The 5,561-nt window shown below is 74.7% G+C and carries 5 protein-coding genes and 1 pseudogene; 1 reads left to right on the plus strand and 5 read right to left on the minus strand.

What is annotated here, in order from left to right:
* The 5 genes and pseudogenes from NBZ85_RS26880 to NBZ85_RS26900 all read right to left on the minus strand — a co-directional run.
* Positions 1–785, minus strand: a pseudogene (locus NBZ85_RS26880) (DivIVA domain-containing protein); the annotation flags it as partial.
* A gap of 3 nt (positions 786–788) precedes the next feature.
* Entirely contained in the window at positions 789–2,096 is a 1,308-nt protein-coding gene (gene mshC / locus NBZ85_RS26885) for a cysteine--1-D-myo-inosityl 2-amino-2-deoxy-alpha-D-glucopyranoside ligase (protein ID WP_261558788.1), read from the minus strand.
* Between the two features lie 131 nt (positions 2,097–2,227).
* A complete protein-coding gene (locus tag NBZ85_RS26890) occupies positions 2,228–3,007 on the minus strand; it encodes an SCO1664 family protein (RefSeq protein ID WP_261558789.1) in 780 nt (259 codons plus the stop codon).
* 157 nt (positions 3,008–3,164) lie between these two features.
* Entirely contained in the window at positions 3,165–3,707 is a 543-nt protein-coding gene (locus tag NBZ85_RS26895) for a DUF3090 family protein (protein ID WP_261558790.1), read from the minus strand.
* A gap of 6 nt (positions 3,708–3,713) precedes the next feature.
* Positions 3,714–4,553 carry a histidine phosphatase family protein gene (locus tag NBZ85_RS26900; protein WP_261558791.1) on the minus strand — a complete coding sequence of 280 codons (840 nt, stop codon included), beginning with the start codon at positions 4,551–4,553 and terminating at the stop codon, positions 3,714–3,716.
* Positions 4,554–4,751: 198 nt separating this feature from the next.
* Here NBZ85_RS26900 and NBZ85_RS26905 point away from each other — a divergent pair.
* Positions 4,752–5,561 (plus strand): helix-hairpin-helix domain-containing protein (locus NBZ85_RS26905; protein WP_308205228.1); only part of this gene is annotated, 810 nt, incomplete at its 3' end.

The raw sequence follows: 5,561 nt of genomic DNA on the forward strand, positions 1-5,561 counted from the left end.
GTCCGGTGGGTGGCCTCGGTTGCGCCCGGGACGGCATTGCCGGCCGCCTGCGGGGCGGACGCGCCGGGAACGAAACGGTCCTGCGTGCCGTCGGCGGGAGATCCAGCGCCGTCGGCGGGGAAGTCGGCGCCGTCGGCGGCTAAGTCGCCGACGTCGGCGGGGGCGGCGGGGTCGGCTGCTTGCGGCGGGGTCGCACCGGCCCGGGCCAGGTCGGTGACGACGCGGTCGACCTCGTCGGAGCCGAGGATGCGGCGTAGTCGCAGGACCGCCCCGATGATCTCCCCCTGCTGGTGGCGGAGGGCGTCGAGGGACGCGGAGCTGCGGGCGATCTCGTCTGCCAGCTCACGGTGGCGTTCCAGGGCGAGCCGGCGGCTCTCCTCCACCGCGTCGAGCAGGAGCTTCTCGGCCTGCTCACGGGCCTCGCGAACGATCGGATGGTTCGCCCCGGCGTCCTCGATCACCTCCTCCAGGGCGGACTCGGCGATCTGGCGAGCGCCGTCGATGATCTCGTCGGCCTCCCGCTGGGCGATGGCGAGCATCTGCCCGATCCGGCCGCCGGCCTGGGCGGCGGGCTCCGTGGCACCGGCGGCGCCCGCGCGGCGCTCCCGCTCGTGCTTGAGCGCGCTCTCCGCGGCGGCCGCGCGCGAGGTCACCTGGCTGGCGTACCGCCACAGCGTGGCGAGGTAGTCGTCCACCTGGCGCGGGTCGTAGCCGTGGGCGACCTCGTCGAAGGCGGGTCGTTCGGTCGCCGCCCCGGTATCTGTCCTGCGGTGGTGGGCCCCCATCCATCAGCTCCCTCTGGGTCGGACGGGTTCAAGGTCTACACCGAGCAGTGTGTCAACGAGCCTCGAGACGAGCGCGGGCGCCTCCCCCCCGGCGCCCGCCGCACCGCCAGAACCGCGAGGGGAAGCGCCGGTCGGGCCGCCGCCGGCGGCGCCCGCGTCGGTGAGCGCCGCGTCGACCCAGGCGTCGACCGCGGCGAGGGCGCCGGGGGCGTCGAGGTCGTCAGCGAGCCGTTCGCGGACGGCGGCGAGCACCTTCGTCGCGTCCGGGCCGGCGGGTAGGGCTACGGCCGCCCGCCACCGCTCGACCCGGGTCACCGCGTCCGACAGCAGGTCCGCCGTCCACTCCCAGTCGCCGGTGTGGCGGTGGTCGAGCAGGGCGAGGCGCAGCGCGGCCAGGTCCGTTCCGGCGCGGCGCAGCCGGGAGACGAACTCCAGGTTGCCGCGCGACTTCGACATCTTGTGGCCGTCGAGGCTGACCATCGCCGTGTGCACGTAGCTGCGGGCGAACGGGCGGGTACCGGCGGCAACCTCGGCGTGCGCGGCGCTGCACTCGTGGTGCGGGAAGGTCAGGTCGGTGCCCCCGCCCTGGATGTCGATGACGCCGCCGAGGTGGTGACGGGCGATCGCGGAGCACTCGATGTGCCAGCCGGGCCGGCCGGGGCCGAACGGGGAGGGCCATGACGGCTCCCCGGGACGCTGCGCCCGCCACAGAAGTGGGTCGAGGGGGTCCTTCTTGCCGTCGCGGCCCGGGTCGCCGCCTCGCTCGGCGCAGATCGCCAGCATCTCGGCCCGGGGCAGGTGGGAAATGTCACCGAACGCGGGGGCGGCGGCGACGGAGAAGTACAGGTCGTCGTCGACGTGATAGGCCGCGCCCCGGTCGACGAGCTCGGCGACCATCTCGACGATCATCGGGATCGCCTCGACCACACCGACGTAGGAGTCCGGGGGGAGCATCCGCAGCGCGGTCATGTCCTCGCGGAAAAGCTCGATCTCCCGGTTGGCGAGGTCACGCCAGTCGAGGCCGTCCCGGTCGGCCCGCTCGAGCAGGGGATCATCGATATCTGTAACATTTTGCACATAGAGGACGGTGTGGCCGGCATCCCGCAGTACCCGCTGCGCGAGGTCATACGTCAGGTACGTGAACGCATGACCCAGGTGCGTCGCGTCGTACGGCGTGATGCCGCAGACGTAGAGACGGGCCGTGGGCGCGGAATCCAGAGGTCGCACGCTCGACGTGGCCGTGTCGAAGATCCGCAAGGGCCGGCCGCGGCCTGGAAGTGGACGTATCGGAGGAGATGGCCACGCCTGCATGCGTGTCAGAGTAACCGCGAACGGTTCCCTCGGCGGGCACAAGACGGGTAACCATCCCGTAACCGACCTGCGAAAACGGCTACAGGGCCGGACATCACTGTCCGTAAGCTGACTGTTCGGGAGCCGCCGATTCAGAACGGCGGCCACGGGATCGGCGGCCAGTCCCTCGAAGGCAGCGGGAAGCGGCCGTCGTCGAGCAGCCGGTGCACCCGGGCGGCCAGCGCGTCGAGCTCGGTGACGGTGATCAGCTCGGCGAGCCGGTCACCGAGGTCGCCGGCGAGCGCCTCGTGCAGGCAGCCGAGCAGGGCCCTCTCCTCGGCGACCAACCGCCGGCCCCGCCACGTCCACAGCAACGTGCGCAGCTTGCCCTCCGGGTGGAACGTGACGCCGTGGTCGATGCCGTGGATGCGCCCCGACGGCGCGGGCAGCAGATGCCCACCCTTGCGGTCGGCGTTGTTGATGACGGCGTCGAACAGCGCGATCCGGCGCAGCTGCGGGTCATCGGAGCGGGTGAGGGCTACCAGGTCGACGGTGACGTCGGTGTCGATCCACAGCTGGGCCATGCCCTCGCCGAACGGCCCGTCGCGCAGGACCGTCGGCGGCACGATCCCGAGGTCAAGGTGGGCAGAGACCTCGTAGGCGGCCAGCTCGCGGGCGGCGAGGGTGCCATCGGGGAAGTCCCACAGCGCTTGTTCCCCGCGAACCGGCTTGTAGACGCAGCGCCCGGCGACGTCGCCTGCGGTGATGTCGCAGTACAGCGTCGCGTTGCTGGCGTCGGCGAGCCTGGCGCTGACCGTCAGCTCGCCGTGGCGCAGCAGGTCGAGGGCCGCGGGGGCGTCGAGGCCGCCGCCGTCGATCGGATCGAGTGGCGGCCGCCGCCCCGGAGTGGGACCCGCCGCGGGAACACCCATCAGCCCAGTGTGTCCGCTGTACACCGGCTCTGTCGCCGGGTCCGGATGGTGACCGGGGTCTCTCCGGCGCGAATCCGCACCTCGCGGCCCCGGCCGGTCCCCGAAGCCGCCGGGGCCGCGGCCCGACCAGGCACGTCCCCCGGGCGCTGGGCGAGCATCAGTGCCGGTGTCCGTTCTGACGCGGGCAGACGTGGTCGTCGTCGAGGGGCTGGCCGCACAGCGGGCACGACGGGCGCCCGGCATCGACGAGCCGCCCCGCCCGGCGGGCGAAGGCACGGGCGGGGCCCGCCGCCACCAGCACCCGCAGCGCGTCGGGGCCGTCCGGGTCGTCGCTGAACCCGGAGGCCGACCCCTCGCCGCCGGCCGCCTGCGCCTCGACGACGACGCGGCTGCCGCGCGGATCCCACCCGAGGGCGATCGTGGCGACCCGGAAGTCCGCCTCGATCGGCGGCTCCAGCGGCGAGGTGTCAGGCGCACCGACGGGTTCGGCAAGCTCGGCCGCGATCCCGCGCCGGCCCAGCTCGTCGAGCAGCTCGGTGAGCTGCTCGGCCAACAGCGCGACCTGGGCCTTCTCGACCGCGACCGTGACCAGCCTCACCCCCTCCCGGGCCTGCAGGTAGAACGAGCGGGCCCCGGGCGAGCCGACGGTGCCCGCGACGAACCGCTGCGGTGGGTCGAAAACATGTATCCGGCGTGCCATGGCCGATCAGACCGATCCCCCGCCGGCGGGCGGCGGGTAGGACCCGGCGCCCCCGCCGACGACCTCGTCGGGGCTCAGCGCGGCCGGGGCCGCCGAACCGTCCCCCGCGGCCGAGTCACCAGGGCCGCCCGCGGTGGACGCGGTGGACGCGGTGGACTCGGTGCCCGCGGTGGACTCGCCCCCGGGCTTGGGGGGCGGCGGGAGCAGCTCGGCGACGTCGCCGCCGATGTCGTTGATCCGCCGGACGAACGGTCGCCGCTCGCCGTAGCGGATCACCGTCAGCGAGCACGGGTCGACGGTGATCCGGTGGTACATGTCGAGGTGCATGCCCAGGGCGTCGGCGACGATCGTGCGGATGACGTCGCCGTGCGAGCACAGCAGCCAGGTCGCGTCCGGGCCGAGCCGGTCGTTCCACTCCCGCACCGCGGTGACGCCGCGGGCCTGGGTGTCGCGCAGCGCCTCGCCCTCGGGCCCGGGGAACACCACGGCGCTGGGATGGCTCTGCACCACCGCCCACAGCGGATCCTTGGCGAGAACGGCGAGCTCCTGCCCGGTCCAGTCCCCGTAGCGGCACTCCCCGAGCCGCTCGTCGACGGCGACCGGCTGGACACCGCCGGGAGCCTGCGGTCCCTCGGGCCGGCGGGCCGCGATCGTGCCCGCCGTCTCGCGGCAGCGCTCAAGCGGGCTGCTGACGATCGCGGCGAGCGGGATGTCCCCGAGCCGACCTGCCAAGCCCGAGGCCTGCCGCCGGCCCCGCTCGTCCAGGCTGACGCCCGGGGTCCAGCCGAGGAGGATCTTGCCCGTGACGGCGGTCAGGCCGTGGCGGACCAGCAACACAGTGGTCAACCGGTCGGTCCCTTCGAGATCGGACGGGTCCGCGACGCCACCGGACCCGCGGGCGGCCATGACCGGGCGCGGCGTGCGGCCGCAGCCCTGGACACGCCGGGTGCGGACCGCGGCGCGCCCTGACACAGCCACCGGTGATACCACGCTACCCAGCGGGCTTCGCCGGGCGCCGAGTGGTGCGTCGTTACGCTTTCCGGCATGCCCGACGAGTACCCGACCGCCGCCGCCCCGGGACCCGATCCCGCCCTGGGGGCCGGCCGAGTCCTGGAAACCGAGCACGACGATGCGGCCGCGGACCCGGCGGCGGTGTTCTCCGCGTTCTGCGAGGCCGCGCTGTGGCCGGGGCTGGGTCGCACGACGGCCGCCCGCCTGCCCGCCGCCGGTATCACCCGACCCGAGCACGTCGACGTCGGCCGGCTCGGCGCCGTCGAGGGTGTCACCGGCCCGCGGGCCCGCCGGCTCGCGGACAGCTTCCGCGCCGCCGCGGGCACCTACGCAGTCGTCGAGCTGCTCGTCGCGGCGGACCTGCCGGCCCGCCTCGCCTGGGGGGCCACCGACCGGCTCGGCTCGACCGCCGCCGAGGCCCTGCGGGCCGACCCGTGGATGCTGCTGACCGCCGCCGACGCCGAGATCGGCCAGGCCGACCGGTTCGCCCGCCGCCGTGGGCTGCACCGCGACGACCCGCGACGCGGCCCGGCGGTGCTCACCCACCTGCTGGGCCGGGCGGCGACCCGGGCCGGGGACACCGCCGGCCCGGTCGACGCCGTGCTGCAGGCCGCCGCCCGGGAGGGCGTGGCCGATCCGCGCCAGGCGCTCGACGCCGCCCTCGACGACGGGCGGATCATCGCCGTCGGCGACCGGATCGCGCTGGAGCGCTACGCGATGGCCGAGCAGTCCATCGCCGACGGCATCGAACGGCTCGTGGCCACCGCCGAGCCGCTGCGCGAAGGGGCACCCAAGGTCCGCCGTCGCCCGGACGGCGACGGCGACGGCGCGTTCGAGGCGCAC

Origin of the sequence: Frankia tisae (genome assembly GCF_025403405.1) — a bacterium.
GTDB lineage: Bacteria > Actinomycetota > Actinomycetes > Frankiales > Frankiaceae > Frankia > Frankia tisai.

Bases quoted from the DNA above. Each gene is read 5' to 3' on its own strand.
- mshC (WP_261558788.1), bottom strand. From the start codon at position 2,096: ATGCAGGCGTGGCCATCTCCTCCGATACGTCCACTTCCAGGCCGCGGC.
- NBZ85_RS26890 (WP_261558789.1), bottom strand. From the start codon at position 3,007: ATGGGTGTTCCCGCGGCGGGTCCCACTCCGGGGCGGCGGCCGCCACTC.
- NBZ85_RS26895 (WP_261558790.1), bottom strand. From the start codon at position 3,707: ATGGCACGCCGGATACATGTTTTCGACCCACCGCAGCGGTTCGTCGCG.